At 54.8% G+C, this 16,024-nt stretch carries 17 protein-coding genes; 13 read left to right on the top strand and 4 right to left on the bottom strand.

Annotated elements, in window-relative coordinates; genetic code table 11:
• Window positions 1-5 precede the first annotated feature (5 nt).
• The 4 genes from CA832_RS01380 to CA832_RS01365 are packed head-to-tail and all read left to right on the top strand — an operon-like array spanning window position 6 to window position 3,329.
• Window positions 6-473, top strand: a complete 468-nt coding sequence (locus tag CA832_RS01380; protein WP_088339769.1) for a single-stranded DNA-binding protein — start codon at window positions 6-8, stop codon at window positions 471-473.
• Between the two features lie 20 nt (window positions 474-493).
• Entirely contained in the window at window positions 494-1,822 is a 1,329-nt protein-coding gene (locus CA832_RS01375; RefSeq protein ID WP_088339768.1) for a gliding motility-associated protein GldE, read from the top strand.
• Window positions 1,812-2,369: a gliding motility lipoprotein GldD gene (gene gldD, locus CA832_RS01370; RefSeq protein WP_088339767.1), complete on the top strand. Its 558-nt coding sequence runs from the start codon at window positions 1,812-1,814 to the stop codon at window positions 2,367-2,369. Before CA832_RS01375 ends, gldD begins: the two co-directional genes overlap by 11 nt.
• A gap of 9 nt (window positions 2,370-2,378) precedes the next feature.
• Complete coding sequence (locus tag CA832_RS01365; protein WP_088339766.1) at window positions 2,379-3,329, top strand: pyridoxal-phosphate dependent enzyme; 951 nt, start codon at window positions 2,379-2,381, stop codon at window positions 3,327-3,329.
• On the opposite strand, the gene CA832_RS01360 is transcribed toward CA832_RS01365, so the two are convergent.
• The gene (locus CA832_RS01360) at window positions 3,326-3,667 is read right to left on the bottom strand and encodes a hypothetical protein (protein WP_233131691.1); all 342 of its coding nucleotides are present in this window, start codon (window positions 3,665-3,667) and stop codon (window positions 3,326-3,328) included. The genes CA832_RS01365 and CA832_RS01360 overlap by 4 nt on opposite strands.
• Window positions 3,668-3,830: 163 nt before the next feature.
• Here CA832_RS01360 and CA832_RS01355 point away from each other — a divergent pair, with 163 nt between their 5' ends.
• Window positions 3,831-4,769 carry a DMT family transporter gene (locus tag CA832_RS01355; protein ID WP_088339764.1) on the top strand — a complete coding sequence of 313 codons (939 nt, stop codon included), beginning with the start codon at window positions 3,831-3,833 and terminating at the stop codon, window positions 4,767-4,769.
• On the opposite strand, the gene CA832_RS01350 is transcribed toward CA832_RS01355, so the two are convergent.
• Complete coding sequence (locus CA832_RS01350) at window positions 4,748-6,829, bottom strand: M16 family metallopeptidase (protein WP_088339763.1); 2,082 nt, start codon at window positions 6,827-6,829, stop codon at window positions 4,748-4,750. The genes CA832_RS01355 and CA832_RS01350 overlap by 22 nt on opposite strands.
• 1 nt (window position 6,830) lies before the next feature.
• Entirely contained in the window at window positions 6,831-8,150 is a 1,320-nt protein-coding gene (locus tag CA832_RS01345) for a M16 family metallopeptidase (protein WP_088339762.1), read from the bottom strand.
• A 166-nt stretch (window positions 8,151-8,316) separates the two neighbouring features.
• Between CA832_RS01345 and CA832_RS01340 the strand changes: the two genes are divergently transcribed.
• The 4 genes from CA832_RS01340 (at window position 8,317) to CA832_RS01325 (ending at window position 10,448) form a co-directional block, all read left to right on the top strand.
• Window positions 8,317-8,769 carry a DUF4199 domain-containing protein gene (locus tag CA832_RS01340; RefSeq protein ID WP_088339761.1) on the top strand — a complete coding sequence of 151 codons (453 nt, stop codon included), beginning with the start codon at window positions 8,317-8,319 and terminating at the stop codon, window positions 8,767-8,769.
• 121 nt (window positions 8,770-8,890) lie between these two features.
• The gene (gene rplU, locus CA832_RS01335) at window positions 8,891-9,430 is read left to right on the top strand and encodes a 50S ribosomal protein L21 (protein ID WP_088339760.1); all 540 of its coding nucleotides are present in this window, start codon (window positions 8,891-8,893) and stop codon (window positions 9,428-9,430) included.
• A gap of 43 nt (window positions 9,431-9,473) precedes the next feature.
• The gene (rpmA, locus tag CA832_RS01330) at window positions 9,474-9,734 is read left to right on the top strand and encodes a 50S ribosomal protein L27 (RefSeq protein ID WP_088339759.1); all 261 of its coding nucleotides are present in this window, start codon (window positions 9,474-9,476) and stop codon (window positions 9,732-9,734) included.
• A 129-nt stretch (window positions 9,735-9,863) separates the two neighbouring features.
• Entirely contained in the window at window positions 9,864-10,448 is a 585-nt protein-coding gene (locus CA832_RS01325) for a DUF3332 domain-containing protein (RefSeq protein WP_088339758.1), read from the top strand.
• Window positions 10,449-10,515: 67 nt separating this feature from the next.
• Here CA832_RS01325 and ahcY read toward each other — a convergent pair whose 3' ends face one another.
• The gene (gene ahcY, locus CA832_RS01320) at window positions 10,516-11,832 is read right to left on the bottom strand and encodes an adenosylhomocysteinase (RefSeq protein WP_088339757.1); all 1,317 of its coding nucleotides are present in this window, start codon (window positions 11,830-11,832) and stop codon (window positions 10,516-10,518) included.
• Window positions 11,833-11,970: 138 nt separating this feature from the next.
• Here ahcY and CA832_RS01315 point away from each other — a divergent pair, with 138 nt between their 5' ends.
• From CA832_RS01315 to CA832_RS01300, 4 genes are all read left to right on the top strand, one after another.
• Window positions 11,971-12,603 (top strand): 4'-phosphopantetheinyl transferase family protein, encoded by a 633-nt coding sequence (locus CA832_RS01315; RefSeq protein WP_088339756.1) that lies wholly within the window; start codon window positions 11,971-11,973, stop codon window positions 12,601-12,603.
• A 72-nt stretch (window positions 12,604-12,675) separates the two neighbouring features.
• Window positions 12,676-12,936 carry a thiamine-binding protein gene (locus CA832_RS01310; RefSeq protein WP_088339755.1) on the top strand — a complete coding sequence of 87 codons (261 nt, stop codon included), beginning with the start codon at window positions 12,676-12,678 and terminating at the stop codon, window positions 12,934-12,936.
• Window positions 12,920-13,552, top strand: a complete 633-nt coding sequence (gene pnuC, locus CA832_RS01305) for a nicotinamide riboside transporter PnuC (protein WP_088339754.1) — start codon at window positions 12,920-12,922, stop codon at window positions 13,550-13,552. Before CA832_RS01310 ends, pnuC begins: the two co-directional genes overlap by 17 nt.
• Window positions 13,513-15,615, top strand: a complete 2,103-nt coding sequence (locus CA832_RS01300) for a DUF4301 family protein (protein WP_088339753.1) — start codon at window positions 13,513-13,515, stop codon at window positions 15,613-15,615. The genes pnuC and CA832_RS01300 overlap by 40 nt, the downstream gene beginning before the upstream one ends.
• The last annotated feature ends 409 nt before the right edge of the window (window positions 15,616-16,024 follow it).

The raw sequence follows: 16,024 nt of genomic DNA, 5'->3' as shown, positions 1-16,024 counted from the left end.
CGGATATGAGCGGTACATTAAATAAGGTGATGCTGATAGGGCATTTGGGAGACGAGGTGAAGCTCCATTATTTTGAAGGCGGCAACTGTATCGGGAGGTTTCCCATTGCCACCAATGAGTCCTATACCAACCGGCAAACCGGGGAGAAGGTCACCAATACGGAATGGCACAACATTGTGGTGCGGAACAAGGCCGCTGAAATCTGTGAGAAATACCTGAAAAAAGGTGACCTGATCTATGTGGAAGGACGCCTGAAGACCCGCCAGTGGCAAGGGGAGGACGGCGCTACCCGGTATACCACCGAGGTGCAGGTTACGGACTTTACCTTCCTCTCGCCCAAAGGGGAGGCCGATGCCCGGGGGGGCGAAATGCAACAACAGAGACAAAACCCTCCGGCTGCAGGAAACCCCCAGTACTCGGATAAACCCGCCCAGGGGGTGGAGGCCGAGGAAGAAGACGACCTCCCGTTCTGATGGAATCAAACTGACTGCGCTTGGACCCGGAGCCCCTTTTTTTGGTATTGCCCCTGCTCGCCTGGAATGGGATCCTGACCCTCAAGACCCTTTTCCTGGTCCTGCTGCTCCTGGGATCTGCGCTCATTTCAGGGTCTGAGGTTGCTTTTTTCGGGCTGTCCCAGACGGAACTCAACGACCTGCGCGACAACGGGGGCACCCCCGGGGCCATTATCAACCGCCTGCTCCAGAAACCCAAGAAACTCCTGGCAACCATCCTGGTGGCCAACAATGCCATAAACATTGGCATAGTACTGTTGTTTACAGACATGGGGGAAACCCTCTTTGCCCGGGTGGACCAGGTCTATTTTGGCTTCCTTTCCCTGCGTTTTGTGGTGGAGATCGTGCTTGCCACCTTCCTGATCCTGCTTTTCGGGGAAATCCTACCGAAGGTCTATGCCAACCGGAACCGCATCCCTTTTCTGAGGCGGATGGCCTACCCGTTTAAAGCCCTCGATGTAGTTTTCACACCGCTTACAGCGCCTATGCGGGCAGGTACCCTCCTGCTCTACAGGCGCCTCGGGAAACAGAAGTCCAGCCTGAGCGTAGACCACCTTTCGCAGGCCCTGGAGCTCACTTCGGAGGGGGATACCACCAAGGAGGAACAGAAAATACTGGAGGGCATTGTTTCGTTCGGCAACACCGATACCAAGCAGGTCATGCGGCCGCGCATGGATATTTTTGCCCTTCCCGAGGATCTGAAATTCCCCGAAGTCCTGGAGGAAATCAAGAAAAACGGCTACTCCCGCATCCCGGTTTACAGCGAAAATGTAGACAAGGTCGTGGGGGTGCTCTATGTAAAGGACCTCCTGCCGTACCTGGACCGGAAGGTCTTTAACTGGACGTCCCTGATCCGGGAGCCCTTTTTTGTCCCGGAGAACAAGAAGCTGGACGATTTGCTGCTGGAATTCCAGAACAAGAAAAACCACCTGGCCATTGTGGTAGACGAGTTTGGCGGTACTTCTGGGATCGTGACCCTGGAGGACGTTATCGAAGAGATCGTAGGGGATATCAGCGATGAATTCGACGACGAGGACCTGGTGTATTCCAAGCTGGACGACCATACCTATGTATTTGAGGGAAAGACCAACCTGAAGGATTTCTACCGGGTAGCCCGAATCCACGATGAGTCGGTTTTCGAATCCCATAAGGGAGAGGCGGAAACCATTGCGGGTTTTGTACTGGAGGTAGCGGGCAGCTTTCCCAGGCGGGGGGAAGTCGTCCCTTTTGAGGGGTATGAATTTGTGGTGGAAAGCCTGGACCGCAAGCGCCTGAAACAGATAAAAATCGCATTGCCCCATGAGCATTAGAACAACGCTTACAGCCCTTGTGGCTGCCATTCTGCTGGGAAGCTGCGGGGAGGACCCGGTCCCGAAGCCCAAGGCCATGCTGCGCCTGGACTATCCGGTACACGCTTATAAGGTGCTGGATGCAGATTGCCCGTACACCTTCGAATTTAACCGCCTGGCTGCACAGTCGGAAGAATCCGGATGCAACCTGGTCCTGGATTACAAACCCATGAAGGGCTCCATCTATATTACCTACAAACCAGTGGAAGGCAACCTGAAGGAACTCCTTTCGGATGCCCAGAAGCTATCTTATGAGCACGTGGTTAAGGCAGACAACATCCTGGAGCAACCCTATGTGGACCCCGATAACGGGGTATATGGTATGTTTTACGAAGTAAAGGGCGATGCCGCATCCCAAAGCCAGTTTTACGTAACAGACAGCACCCGCCATTTTGTTACCGGCTCGCTGTACTTTTATGCGAAGCCCAATTACGATTCCATCCTGCCGGCGGCAGTGTATCTGCAAAACGATATCCGGAGGCTTATGGAGAGTCTCCGCTGGAAATAGCGCATTACTATGGCTCACCCCGCACTTACCCCTGAAGGACTCCGTCTCTGCCGTGAGATGATCGCACCCCACGTGCACCGGACCCCGGTGCTGCGTTCCCGCCTGCTCGACCAGCTTTCCGGGGCGCGGTTATCCTTTAAGTGCGAGAATTTCCAGAGGGGAGGGTCCTATAAGATACGCGGGGCTACCCATGCGTTGTTGCAGTTACAGGCCCAGGGGGACGTCCCGGCCGTGGTTACGCATTCCTCCGGGAACTTTGCACAGGCCTTATCCCTGGCTGCCCATTCCCTGGGTATCCCGGCCCATATTGTGATGCCCACCAATGCGCCTGCGGTAAAGCGGGAGGGCGTACGCACCTATGGAGGGATCATTACCGAATGCGCCCCCACCCTGGAAGCGCGGGAGGCGGCTGCGGAACAAATTGCCCGGGAGACCGGGGCCCTGTTTATACACCCTTCGAACGACCCGATGGTTATGCTGGGCCAGGGGTCTGCTTGTGCAGAGCTGCTGGAGGAGGTCCCCGGCCTGGATTGCGTGGTAGCCCCGGTGGGGGGCGGCGGCCTGTTGGGGGGCACGGCCCTGGCAACGGCCTTTATGGCGCCCGGGTGCGAGCCTGTTGGGGGGGAGCCCTTTGCGGTAGACGATGCCTACCGGTCCCTGCAGAGTGGAAAAATCGAAGGCAATACAGGCGGGTATACGGTTGCCGACGGCCTGCGTACGGTATTGGGCAGTCATACCTTCCCGGTCATCCAAAAGCACGTCAGGACGATTATCCGGGTAGAAGAAGGGGAGATCGTAGCCGCCATGCGGCTGGTGTGGGAACGGATGAAAATCGTGATTGAACCCTCCAGCGCAGTTGCCTTTGCAGCTGTCCTGAAATCCCCGGAGCGTTTTGCGGGGCTGCAAACCGGGATTCTGGTCTCCGGGGGAAATGTAGACCTGGGGAACCTGCCCTTTTAATCCTGCGCTTGTTTTTTCAGTAATTCCCGGGCGCGTTCTATGCTGCCCATTACTTCGTCCCGCATGGCCTTAACCTTGATTTCTTCCTCTTCCAGCCACTCTTTTTTCTGGGAAGTAAGGGGTTTGCCCTCCATGATTTCCTCGTAGGTGAATCGGTCCCCGAAACCTTGCATCCAGTCCATCATGCTCTTGTAAGACGCCTGAAGGTCTTCCATGGCCGCCTGGTAGGGCTTGCCCGCTTCGGTGCTGTCTGCCAGCGGTTTTAGCAGGCCCACGAGCTGCCCGATGGTCTTCATTTCGGGCATGACCTCATCGTGGATGGCGATTACGGTTTCCATGCGGGTTTCCCCTGCATCCGGTGCATCCGTAGCCTTGTCCTTGCAAGATATGCCAGATGCTAAAAGGGTTGCTAAAAACAGGTTGCGGAGGAGATGGGGATATTTCATCGGGAAATACGAATGATTATACCCTCAAAAATAGCAACTTTGCGCGAAAGAAACCATGAGCGAACGCAACAGAAGGTGGGTTTATTTGCTGGTTCTTTCCCTGATTTGGGGGAGTTCTTATATCCTTATTAAAAAAGGGCTGGAGGGGTTCACGCCCCTACAGCTGGGGAGTATCCGGATCACGATGGCAGCAGCGATGCTTTTGGGTATCGGTTGGCGCTCCCTAAGGACCATTGGCCCGGGGCAGTGGAAATGGGTAGCCCTCAGCGGGGTAGTGGGAAGCCTGGTGCCTATGTACCTCTTTGCCTTTGCAGAAACCGAGATCGATAGCGGTATTACCGCTGTCCTCAATTCCCTGGTTCCCATCTTCACGATTTTTGTAGGCTATTTCGCCTTCGGGATACCCTTTACCAGGAACCAGGTTGCCGGGGTGGGCCTGGGCCTTGCGGGCGCCCTGGTGCTCATCCTGCTCGGGGCGGGCATAAACCCGGGCAGGGATTACAGCTATGCCCTGCTGGTGGTGCTGGCTTCCCTGGGGTATGCCTGCAATGCCAATATCATCAAAAGCAAACTCTCCGGTGTAAGTCCCATGGGGATTGCCGTCGGGAATTTTGTGTGTATCCTCCCGGTGGCCCTGGTTATGTTGATTGTTTCCAGTTCGCTTTCGGTGGGAGTCCGCCAGGCCCCGACCTTTGTTCCGGCCCTGGGGTATGTTTTTGTGCTCTGCCTTTTTGGAACCTGTGTGGCCAAGGTCATGTTCAACCGGCTTATCCAGATATCAACCCCTGTATTTTCGGTATCGGTTACCTACCTGATCCCGGTAGTAGGTATCCTCTGGGGGGTCCTGGACGGGGAACGGTTTTCCGTGGGGCAGCTGGGCGCTGCAGGACTTATCCTGGGCGGAATATACCTGGTCAACAAACAAAAAAGGCACCCCAAAAGGAGTGCCTTCCCTGAAAATGCTATGGCAAATCAGTCAAAATCCGATTCCTGAACCTGGTAGTTGACCACTGCCTCCAGGAGTTTGCTTTCAATTTGCTGCGGGCCCATAGACTGGGTCTTTAAGGACGGGAACTTAATGCCGTCCACCTCCTGGTACTCCTTGATATAGACCTCCTGGTTCTGGGTTTGTCCGTTCATATTGATCACGGAAGCTTCCTTAACCTTCAACCCGGTTTCCACGTCGAAAAAGTAGGTGGCCTGAACGGTTTCCCCGGGCACCTCAATGCGGTAGGCAGGCCTGCCGTCTACCTCCTCGGTCCCGGTTAGGCGTGCCCCTGGGTTTGCTGCCACGGACTGCTCCGGGAAAATACCCATAACCTGTTGCATGTCCTTCTGCATTTGTTCGGGCAGCGGGATTTTATTGTTGCCCTGCTTCATGTACAGCTCGTCGCCCTTGGCCACTACCCCCATCATCGGGGCATCGTTCATGTACGTGGTTTGGGCGTAGCGGTCTGCGGTCCGCAGTTCCTCGATCTTGATGGTTGTGCCCATGGCAGAGCCTTCATAGACGAGTTTCAGCGATTGGATCTTTCCGATTTGTTCCGTCCCTCCAATGGCCTGGAAATACTTCCCAATGACGTCCTGAACAGTTAGGCCCTCGGGGACAGCTGCGTTGTAATCCGGTTTCTCAGCCGGTTCCACCATTTTATCGTAGTACTTGATGGGTACAGCCTTCCCATTGAAGCTGAGTTTCTCGAGGTTTTCCAGGACTTCGCTACCTTTTCCGGCCACCACTACCCGCGCCTTGTCCGTACTGAAGTACTTCTGGGCTGCCTGCTGGATATCCTCCTTGGTAAGGGCGTTGAGGCGCTCCAGGTAGGTTTTGTAATAATCCGAGGGAAGGTCCTGGGTTTCGATATTCAAGGCATACCGTGCCACGGTGGAAGGTTGTTCCAGAGCAAGAACAAAACTACCGGTGTACTTGGCCTTGGCAATTTCCAGTTCCTTGTCGGAAACCGGTTCGGTGCGCATGCGGTCTATTTCCTTCAGGATTTCCACCACCGCGCTGTCTGTCACCATGTTGCGCACGCTGGCCGTGGCACTGAAGCGGGAGGGTCCGTATTTGTCGTTGCCAATCCGGGAATAGGACCCGTAGGTATAGCCTTTATCTTCCCTGAGATTCAGGAAAAGCCGGGCTTCTGCGCCCCCGCCCAGGATCCGGTTCGCCACCAGGGCCGCCAGGTAGTCGGGGTCGTTCATCTGCAGATCCACCAGGTTTTGGACGGCAATTTCACTCTGTACCGCATTGGGCATATCCACGAAACCGACCTGGGTATACTGGGCATCGGCAGGATCCTCGTAGGAGAGGGAAGGGGGAGAAGCCTTGGTCCATGGAGTAAAGTATTCGTTAGCCAACTCCTCCACCTGTCCGAAGGTAACATCCCCAATGACCACCAGATAGGCATTGGCGGGTACAAAATAGTTCCGGTAGAATTCCTCTACATCTAAAAGGGATACGTTCTTTACGGTCTCTTCGGTGGTAAACTCCCCGAACGGGTGAGTTTTCCCATAGGCCAGGGCCCGTTGTGCCCTGCCTGCAATGGAGGAAACGTCCTTTTCCTCTGTTTTGAGGGCCGTAAGGAGCTTTTCCTTTTCCTTGTCGAATTCCTCCTGGGTGAAATTAGGGTTGATGGCGGCATCTGCCATCAGTTCCAGGATTCGGGGAAAATACTTGCTAAGCGATTGTGCAAAGGCGCTTTGGGAGCCAAAGTTTATACTGGCGCCCAGGAAATCCACTTCTTCGTTGAAGTCATCCATGGAGATGCTCTTGGAGCCTTTCCCAAGCAGGCTTCCGGTCAGGGAAGACACGCCGGCTTTATCCCCTTCCAGAATAGGAGGGTTGTCTATGGTCAGCTGTATGGATACCCGGGGCAGTTTGTGGTTTTCCACCACCAGGACCGTGAGGCCGTTTTTGAGTTCAAACCGCTGGGCTTCTTCCAGGTTAATCTCCGGGGCCGGTGCCGGTTGCGGCATCTGGGAGCGGTCTATCTGTGCCTGCATCCCAAAAGCGATCAGGCCAATCAGTAGTGTGAGTATAACGGATTTCTTCATCTTAGTTGTCTTGAGCTTCTTCGGGGAGGTAATCGATGACCACCCGCTGGTTCGGTTTCAGGTACTTTTCGGCCACCTCGCGGATTTCCTCGCGGGTGATGGAGCGGTAGATCTCAATTTCCTTATTGATAAGTTCTGTATCCCCATACAGCATATAATTCCGGGCCAGGGAATTGGCAATGCCCTGGATGCTGGAATTGGAGTTCACAAAGCGGTTTTCGAACTTGTTCTGCAACTTGGTATAGTCGCGTTCCGTAATGAGTTCGCTACGCACCAGGGCTATTTCCTCCTCCATTTCGGAAACCAAAGTGTCCAGGGGCGTACTGCCCACCGGAAGGGCAAAGACAATGTACATCCCGTAATCTTCCTGGCCGATATTAAAGGCCCCCACCTGGAGGGCTTGTTTCTGGTCGTCTACCATCTTCTTGTAGAGCTTTGAGCTGCGCCCGTCGCTGAGGTAGGAGGAAATCATGTCCAGGACGTAGGCATCCCGCTCGCGGAACCCCGGTGTCCGGTAGGCCACAATGGAGGCAGGGATCTGGATATTCTTGTCGTAGGCCTTGCTACGCACCTCCTCGGTGATGGGTTCTTCCGTGGGGAATTCCCGGACAATGTCTGCACCCCGGGGAATGCTGCCGAAATAATCGGCTACCATTTTTTTGGTTTTTTCCGCGTCGATATCCCCGGCTACCACCAAAACGGCATTGTTGGGGACGTAATACTTCTGGTTATAGGCGATCACGTCTTCGAGCGTGGCAGCATCCAGGTCTTCCATATACCCGATATTCGGATCCTTGTAGGGGTGCACCTTGAAGAGGTTCTTCCCGAGGACGGGCAGGATCTGGCCGTACGGAGAGTTGTCGTAGCGCAGTCGCTTTTCCTCCTTGACCACTTCCTGCTGGGTATCTACCCCTTCCTGGTTGATGACCGGGTGGAGCATGCGCTCGGACTCCATCCACAACCCCAGTTCCAGGTGGTTGGACGGAAACACCTCGTAGTAATACGTGCGGTCCTGGGAGGTGTTGGCGTTATTCTGCCCCCCATGGGAGGAGACAATTTCGAACCATTTCCCTTTTTCGATGTTTTGGGTGCCCTCAAAGAGCAGGTGTTCGAAGAGGTGGGCGAAACCGGTTCGCCCTTCCGTACGGTCCTTGCCCCCTACATGGTACATGACCGAGGTCACCACCACAGGGGCCGAATTGTCCTGGTGCAGGATCACGTGCAGGCCGTTCTCCAGGTCGTACTCCTGGTAGGCAACTTCCTGGGCCGAAACCAGGGCAGATGCAGCCAGCATCAATCCGAAAATGGAATACTTTTTCATGGTTAATGTTTTGTGTTTCTGTTGAATTCCCCTTAAAGGGGTGTTATGCGCTCCCTAAAATAAGGTCATTTCCACAATCCGCCGGCCGCCTCCGGCCCTTTAACAAATCTTTAAAAATAATTCCCTGTAAATCCTTAAATTATAGGGAATCCCATAAATCCCACTCATGAAAACCTATGCCCTTCCCATAAGGTACGGGGTTGCCACCAGCGGCAGCCTTATTGCCTATTTCCTGTTACTGTCCCTATTCGGGCTGCACACCAACGTTTTCTACAGTCTGTTTAATGGTGTTATCACCGGTTTCGGTATTTATGAGGCCATCAAAGCCTTCAGGATGCAGACGGGCAACGGGTTTGGCTACGGGTCCGGATTTATGGCCGGGATGGTCACCGGAGGGGTGGCAACAGCGGTTTTCACGGTCTTCTTTGCCCTTTACAGTACAGAGATCAATGCGGAATTCCTTCCTGCACTTTCCACCGTATTCTTCGAGGATTTCCAGAATTTCGAAGGGATCGTCTTCCTGACAGTAGCCATTATGGGGCTTGCAACTACCCTGGTGCTGACCCTCGCTTTTATGCAGCTTTTGAAGCCATCGGCCAGCCCCCGTAAAAAGGCCTAAAATATCCTGCAACGGCCTTGCCAATTGAGAATTAAGGTTTATATTTGCACCCGCCTTTCCGGCTACTGGAATATTGAGCCAGACGGGGGGCAGTTCAAAAACGATTTTAAGAACCAAGGCTATGTATGCAATTGTAGAGATAGCAGGGCAGCAATTCAAAGTTGCGAAAGACCAGAAGGTTTTCGTCAACCGCCTCAAATCGGAGGAAGGCCAAAAGGTGACTTTTGACCAGGTACTCCTCATTGGAGACGGCGATGCGGTAACCGTTGGCGCCCCGGCTATAGACGGTGCCGCCGTTGAAGCGAAAGTGGTGAAGCACCTGAAGGGCGATAAGGTTATCGTCTTTAAAAAGAAACGCAGGAAGGGATACCGTGTAAAGAACGGACACCGGCAACCGCTCACCCAGTTGGTGATTGAGGGGATTGTGGCCAAAGGCGCCAAGAAGGCCGCCCCTGCTAAAACCGAATCCAAACCAGCCAAGGCCGAGAAGGCTGCTCCGAAGAAGCAAGAGGCGGCTGCCCCGGCAGCCAAGCCCAAAGCCGCTGAAGACCTGAGCAGCAAAACCGTGGCCGAGCTTAAGGACATGGCAAAGGATAAGGGCATCACCGGCTACTCTTCCATGAAGAAAGCCGAACTCATCGAAGCCCTCGGAGGAAAATAAATGGTGTAACCGGGAACTGGGTTCCCGTCAAAACGATTAAATCATGGCACACAAAAAAGGGGTTGGTAGCTCCAAGAACGGAAGGGAATCGGAATCTAAACGCCTTGGCGTTAAGATTTTCGGTGGCCAGAAAGCCGTAGCCGGGAACATCATTGTTCGCCAGCGCGGTACCAAGCACAATGCCGGAGAAAACGTATATGTGGGGAAAGACCACACCCTCCACGCTAAAGTGGATGGGATTGTCCGCTTCGACAAGAAAAGCGGTGGCAAGTCCTTTGTCTCCATAGAGCCTTTCGAAGCGTAAGAACTTTCGGATTACACACCTGAAAGCCCCCCACCCGGACTACCGGATGGGGGGCTTTCTTTTTTCAGGTGTTGAAAAGGTTGCGGATAATGTGTACATTCAGGACAGTAACACTAAAATCCGTTTCCAATGAAAAAATCATTTATGGCCCTTGTTATGGCGGGGGCGCTCACCTTCAGCAGCTGCCTGGGATCCTTCCGGGCTTTTAATAACCTGAAAGACTGGAACCAAACCGTATCCGACAGCAAATTTGTAAATAACCTCGTCTTCTGGGGGCTGAACATTATTCCCGTATACGGGCTGTTCTTCCTGGGCGACACGTTGATATTCAACGTGATCGAATTCTGGTCCGGCTCCAACCCCATAGCCATGCGCGACGGGGAATCGGAAACCCAGATGGTGGAACACGAGGGGAATACCTACGAGCTTACCGCCACCAAAAACCGCATGGCCATTGTGGTTGTGGATGGTCCCAAGAAGGGCAATAAGCTGGAAATGTTCTACCGGCCCGATGAAAAATCCTGGAACGCCATCCGTCCTAATGGGGAAATTATCCCGCTTTCACGAATGGAGGAAGGCTTCTATATCGTGTATATGCCCAACGGGCAGGAGGTGGAAATCCGCAACGACCTGACCCCGGAGCAAGGGCTCGCCCTACTTGGCGAATACAGGGATTGCTACAATATGGAGGGCATGCTGGCCGAGGCCCGCTAAACCCTAAACCCTGAAACAAAAAACCCCCGGAAGAAATTCCGGGGGTTTTTTTATTTGGCGATGCCGGTTAATAGCGGTAATACTCCGGCTTGAAGGGTCCTTTGACGTCCACCCCAATATACTTTGCCTGCTCCGGCCGCAGGGGGGTGAGCTCCGCCCCTAGGCGAGCCAGGTGAAGGGCAGCTACCTTTTCGTCCAGGTGTTTCGGCAGGGTATACACCTGGTTCTCGTACTGGTCGTGGTTGTTCCAGAGTTCGATCTGAGCCAGGGTCTGATTGGTGAAACTGTTGCTCATTACAAAGCTCGGGTGGCCGGTGGCACACCCCAGGTTTACCAGGCGTCCTTCGGCCAGGACAATAATGTCTTTCCCGTCCAGGGTGTACTGGTCTACCTGCGGCTTGATCTCAACCCGGGTGTCGCCGAAGTGGGTATTGAGCCAGGCCATATCGATCTCATTGTCGAAGTGACCGATGTTGCAGACAATGGCCTTGTCTTTCATGGCACGGAAGTGCTCCTCCCGGATGATATCCTTGTTCCCCGTGGCCGTGATAAGGATATCCATATTCCCAACCACGTTTTCCATCTGCTTTACTTCGTATCCGTCCATACAGGCCTGAAGGGCGCAGATGGGGTCTATTTCCGTGACGGTTACAATGGCTCCCGCCCCCCGGAAAGAGGCTGCAGTTCCTTTGCCTACGTCCCCGTAGCCGGCAACCAGGACGCGTTTTCCGGCAAGCATGGTATCCGTGGCGCGGCGGATGGCATCCACGGCGCTTTCCTTGCACCCGTACTTGTTGTCGAATTTCGATTTGGTCACCGAATCATTCACATTAATGGCCGGCATGGGCAGGGTTCCGTTTTTGAAACGCTCATAGAGGCGGTGTACCCCGGTGGTAGTTTCCTCCGAGAGCCCTCGGATTCCGCTGGTGAGCTCCGGGTACCGGTCCAGCACCATGTTGGTGAGGTCTCCCCCGTCGTCCAGGATCATATTCAGCGGCTTGCGCGCCTCGCCAAAGAAGAGGGTTTGTTCTATGCACCAGTCGAATTCCTCCTCGCTCATCCCTTTCCAGGCATACACCGGGATACCGGCCGCTGCTATAGCGGCTGCGGCGTGGTCCTGGGTGGAGAAGATATTGCAGGAGCTCCAGGTCACCTCCGCCCCAAGGGCTACGAGGGTTTCAATCAGGACCGCGGTCTGGATGGTCATATGCAGGCAACCGGCAATGCGGGCACCCTTAAGCGGCTGGGATGGGCCGTATTCCTCGCGCAGGGCCATGAGTCCGGGCATTTCAGCTTCTGCCAGGCGGATTTCCTTCCGGCCCCAGTCTGCCAGGGCAATGTCTTTTACTTTGTAGGGGAGGTATTCGATACTCTTGGTATTCATATTCCTTGTAATTAGCATTTTTTTTGGTTGCGGCCCCTGTCGTGCTCAATGGCCCGGGGGAAAGTGCCTCTTAAATTTGTACCTTGCCCGGGCGGGTTGCCGCAATTTTTGCAAAGGTACATCATCTGATTCGAACTCATGCCGCTTTTCAAGTCTTTGGAAGCCCATCCGGGATGCCGAATACTGGTCTGGAAAATCACCGAACCGGAGGCTGCGCTGGCCCATGGGATAGCCCTCCGCCCACAATGTACGGAGCGCCTGGAGGGCATGCGTTCTGAAATCCACCGCAGGGGTTTTTTGAGTATCCGCCACTTACTGGCCGAGGCCGGGTATACGGATTTCGATCTCACCTACGACGCTGCCGGAAAACCGCACCTGGCCGACGGGTGTTCCATCTCCATTACCCATTCCTTCGGGTTTTCAGGGATTATCGTATCGAAGGAGGCCGAGGTGGGCATCGATATCGAGATGCAACGGGACAAGATACTCCGCATAGCGCATAAGTTTACCCCGCTTCGGGAATACCGCTCCCTGGCCAACGACGAGGCCATTATCCGCAAGCTCACCATGGTGTGGGGGGCCAAGGAGTCCATTTACAAAGTGCTTTCAACCCCCGGGCTGAGTTTCCTCAACCATATAGACATAGACGATTTCGATATGGATTCCGGGCAGAGCACCGGGACGGCCCTCTATCAGGGCATGCGGGCCGATTTTCGCACCTACTTCCTGGAATTCGAAGGGTATACCTGTGCCTACGCCATCCGGCAATAGGCGGCAAAGGGCCCGTGCCGTATTGGCCGAAAACCCATTACTGCCTACCTTTGGGCATCTAAATGAACCCCGATGAAGGTATCCGTAGAACTCACCCTCAGCCCCCTGCAGGACCAGTATGAACCCGAAATCATCCGCTTTATCAAAGCCCTGCGCGCATCGGGCCTTACGGTTTTGGAGAACCCCATGAGCACCCAGGTATTCGGGGAGTACCGGGAGGTGATGCAGCTACTGCAGGACGAGATGGAGCGCAGCTTGCAGGCGGTGGGCCAGGCGGTATTCTTTATTAAGCTGGTCAAAACGGACCGCAGCGACTATGAGCCCCATTTTTGATTTTTTCCTGGACCCGTACCGGGACCGCCCTGCCGCGCTAATAGCCCTGGAAGCTATTGCCTTTGTTTTTGGGATAGCCAGTGTGGTCTACGCCAAGAGGGAGCATATCTGGGTGTATCCCACCGGGCTTATTGCCACGGTGATCACCATGTATATTTTTCTCCGTGACGAACTCCTGGGCGATATGATGCTCAACCTGTATTATTCCCTCATGAGCATCTACGGGTGGTGGAACTGGTCGCGGCGTAGGGAAGGGGCGCCCGTGGTGCGTGTCTCCCGCACCAACAGGAGGGAGAAGGGCATTGGGGTACTGTTGTTCCTCCTTACCGTGGCGGTAACTTATGGGGTTTACCGGGCTTTTGGGACGCAAACCGACTGGACCAACTACACCGATATGGTCACTTCCGGGATCTTTTTTACGGCCATGTGGTATATGGCAACTAAGAAAATCGAGAACTGGACCCTGTGGATTCTGGCAGACGTAATTACCGTACCCCTGTACGCCTACAGGGGGTGGGGGATGCTTTCCCTGCAATACCTGATATTCACCATCCTGGCCATTCAAGGATACTTCGCATGGAAGAAGCTCTTAAACAACAGCCTTCAGACCTCCTGAAGGTGGTGCTTTTCGGCCCTGAATCTACTGGGAAGTCTACCCTGGCAGCAGATCTGGCGGCCCATTACCAAACCCTTTGGGTGCCGGAATACGCCCGGGAATACCTGCAGGAAAAATGGGACAGGGAAGGCCTGGTCTGCCAGCCCGAAGACCTGCTGCCCATAGCCCGGGGCCAAATGCAGCAGGAGAACCTGCTCGCCGCACGGGCCAACCGGGTCCTGATCTGCGATACGGACCTGTTGGTAACCAAGGTGTATTCGGAAGCCTATTACCAGGGCTTTGTGGACCCCGTGCTGGAGTACCATGCCCTGGAGAACACCTACGACCTCTACCTGCTGACCGATATTGACGTACCCTGGGTAGCAGACGACCTGCGGGACCGCCCGGAACAGCGGGAAGAGATGTTTGCCTATTTCCGGGAGGCCCTCCTTAAAACTGGTCGCAGATTCGTAATTTTAAGCGGTAGCCGGGAGGAGCGGCTCCAAAAAGCCGTCCGGCACATAGACAACCTATTAGCAATGAGCATGTTTAGCACCGAAGATCTGAGGTTTATGGAAGCACGGGGGATGTCCCCGGAAAAAATACAGGACCAGGTGGAGACGTTCCGGGAGGGAATCCCCCATGTCCACCTGAGCAAAGCCGCGGTGGTAACCGATGGCATCCTGCGTCTGGACCCCGGCCTGCAGGACCATTACCTGAAGCGCTACCGGGAGGCCAGGACAGGGAAACAGGTGGTGAAGTTCATCCCGGCATCCGGGGCGGCATCCCGCATGTTTAAGGCCCTGTTCCATTTCCTGGAGCATTTCGACCCGGGTCGGGTCACCCTGGAGACCTACTTGCAAGACCCGGAAAACGCTTCCATAAAGGCGTTCCACTCCCGATTGCAGGAGTTCTCCTTTTACGAGTTGGTCATGGGGCGCATTGGGGGCAAGGACCTGCCGGAGGGCCACGTGCTGTATCGTTTTGTGGAGGAGCTCCTTTCTGAGGACGGCCTCAATTACGGGTTTTATCCCAAGGGACTTCTGCCCTTCCACAGGTATGGAGACCACCTGGCTACCCCTTTTGAGGAACACCTCTTTGAGGGGGCGGCTTATGCGGCAGGCGAAGATGAAGCCCGCCTGCACTTTACGATTTCCCCCCAGCACCAGGAACTCTTCCGGGAGGAATTCGAACGGGTTAAGGACAGCACCGGGAAGGCAACGGGCTGCCGGTTCCGGGTGGGGTTCTCCTTCCAGAAACCGTCCACCGACACCCTGGCGGTTACCCCGGAGAACGAGCCTTTCAGGGATAACGACGGCCAGCTGCTCTTCCGGCCGGGGGGGCATGGCGCCCTCATTGAGAACCTGAACGAGCAGGATGCCGACATCCTTTTTATCAAGAATATCGACAATGTGGTTACCCGCGGTTCCCTGGAGGAGGTTTCCCGTTGGAAGGAAATCCTGGGAGGGGTGCTCCTCGAAGTTCAGGAGGAAGCATTCCGCTACTCCCGCATGCTGCAGGAGGGGAGCCTGGACCACGACTTGCTGGTCAGGGTCCGCACCTTCCTTCAGGAAAAACTCAATGTGCGCTTCCAACCTTCATACGACAGTCTGAGTATAGACGACCAGGTAGCGGTCCTCAAGGACAAGCTCGACCGCCCTATCCGCGTTTGCGGGATGGTTAAAAACGAAGGGGAGCCCGGGGGAGGCCCGTTCTGGATTACCGACGCTTCCGGGAACGAGTCCCTGCAGATTGTGGAATCGGCTCAGGCAGACCTTTCGGATCCTGCCCAGGAACGGATTTTCAGGGAATCCACCCACTTTAACCCGGTAGACCTGGTTTGCGGGGTCCGCGATGCCTACGGGCGTAAGTTCAACCTGATGAACTACATCGACACCAAACAGGGTTTCATTACGGGGAAGACCTATGAAGGAAGGCCCCTTAAAGCGCTGGAACTCCCCGGGCTTTGGAACGGGGCCATGGCATTCTGGAACACGCTCTTTGTGGAAGTCCCGGTCAGTACCTTCAACCCGGTTAAGACCGTAAACGACCTGCTGAAACCGGCCCACAGCGGTAAACCCTGACGCCCTTTCCGCAATGTCTACCGGATACTGTTCCCACATCCCGGAGGGCAGAAGTGACCTACTTATGTGCCTTGTGACTAAAAGCGCGGAACGCTGATTGGCACATAAACTACCGTCTTTGTTTTGCTCTGTTTTGGCTGCGCTTTTGTGCGGGGATTTTATGGCGTAATTTTAATTTCCTCCCTATCTTTGCCCTGTCTCATAAGGGGTGCTTCGCATTGGAAAGCCGCTGTGGCGGCTTGGTTTTGCGGGGCTGAGATTATACCCGATGAACCTGGGCAGGTAATGCTGCCAAGGGAAGTCCGGATAGGACCTGCGTCAGGCGCAGGCAATCGGAAAAGGAGGCCGTCGGCGCTGGGCCGCAGACTTCTTCCAAACCAAGTGGCAAAGGGCCGCAAAAATCAAGTGT

Source organism: Robiginitalea sediminis, assembly GCF_002198115.1.
In the GTDB taxonomy this organism is placed as follows: domain Bacteria; phylum Bacteroidota; class Bacteroidia; order Flavobacteriales; family Flavobacteriaceae; genus Robiginitalea; species Robiginitalea sediminis.
This window is presented reverse-complemented; position numbering and strand designations above follow the sequence as displayed.

Bases quoted from the DNA above. Each gene is read 5' to 3' on its own strand.
- rplU (WP_088339760.1), top strand. From the start codon at position 8,891: ATGTATGCAATTGTAGAGATAGCAGGGCAGCAATTCAAAGTTGCGAAA.
- CA832_RS01325 (WP_088339758.1), top strand. From the start codon at position 9,864: ATGAAAAAATCATTTATGGCCCTTGTTATGGCGGGGGCGCTCACCTTC.
- rpmA (WP_088339759.1), top strand. From the start codon at position 9,474: ATGGCACACAAAAAAGGGGTTGGTAGCTCCAAGAACGGAAGGGAATCG.
- CA832_RS01355 (WP_088339764.1), top strand. From the start codon at position 3,831: ATGAGCGAACGCAACAGAAGGTGGGTTTATTTGCTGGTTCTTTCCCTG.
- pnuC (WP_088339754.1), top strand. From the start codon at position 12,920: ATGAGCCCCATTTTTGATTTTTTCCTGGACCCGTACCGGGACCGCCCT.
- ahcY (WP_088339757.1), bottom strand. From the start codon at position 11,832: ATGAATACCAAGAGTATCGAATACCTCCCCTACAAAGTAAAAGACATT.
- CA832_RS01310 (WP_088339755.1), top strand. From the start codon at position 12,676: ATGAAGGTATCCGTAGAACTCACCCTCAGCCCCCTGCAGGACCAGTAT.
- CA832_RS01350 (WP_088339763.1), bottom strand. From the start codon at position 6,829: ATGAAGAAATCCGTTATACTCACACTACTGATTGGCCTGATCGCTTTT.
- CA832_RS01365 (WP_088339766.1), top strand. From the start codon at position 2,379: ATGGCTCACCCCGCACTTACCCCTGAAGGACTCCGTCTCTGCCGTGAG.
- CA832_RS01345 (WP_088339762.1), bottom strand. From the start codon at position 8,150: ATGAAAAAGTATTCCATTTTCGGATTGATGCTGGCTGCATCTGCCCTG.
- CA832_RS01340 (WP_088339761.1), top strand. From the start codon at position 8,317: ATGAAAACCTATGCCCTTCCCATAAGGTACGGGGTTGCCACCAGCGGC.
- CA832_RS01300 (WP_088339753.1), top strand. From the start codon at position 13,513: ATGGAAGAAGCTCTTAAACAACAGCCTTCAGACCTCCTGAAGGTGGTG.
- CA832_RS01380 (WP_088339769.1), top strand. From the start codon at position 6: ATGAGCGGTACATTAAATAAGGTGATGCTGATAGGGCATTTGGGAGAC.
- CA832_RS01315 (WP_088339756.1), top strand. From the start codon at position 11,971: ATGCCGCTTTTCAAGTCTTTGGAAGCCCATCCGGGATGCCGAATACTG.
- gldD (WP_088339767.1), top strand. From the start codon at position 1,812: ATGAGCATTAGAACAACGCTTACAGCCCTTGTGGCTGCCATTCTGCTG.
- CA832_RS01360 (WP_233131691.1), bottom strand. From the start codon at position 3,667: ATGGAAACCGTAATCGCCATCCACGATGAGGTCATGCCCGAAATGAAG.